Below are 251 nucleotides of genomic sequence, written 5' to 3' on the forward strand. Positions count from 1 at the left end.
TTCTAGGACAATGGGCATAAAGCTATGGTTAGATCCACAAATTTCAGAGCATTGGCCATAGAATAACCCTGGTCGGTTTGATGTTACTGTTGCTTGATTTAGTCGGCCTGGGATGGCATCAGTTTTAAGTCCTAGGGAGGGGACTGCTCATGAGTGGAGGACGACTTCAGATTAAATTAATATACGGATTGCAAGTTCTATTGGCAGAACGACTCGGTTATCAACTTCGAGCAGTCGTAGTTCACCAGGTT

At 44.2% G+C, this 251-nt stretch carries 1 pseudogene; it reads right to left on the bottom strand.

The window, feature by feature from the left end:
• Window positions 1-234 (bottom strand): annotated as a pseudogene (locus tag SM755_RS24680) (cytochrome c oxidase subunit II); the annotation flags it as partial.
• Window positions 235-251 lie beyond the last annotated feature (17 nt).

Source organism: Natrialba sp. PRR66 (genome assembly GCF_034808065.1).
Taxonomy (GTDB): Archaea; Halobacteriota; Halobacteria; order Halobacteriales; family Natrialbaceae; genus Natrialba; species Natrialba aegyptia.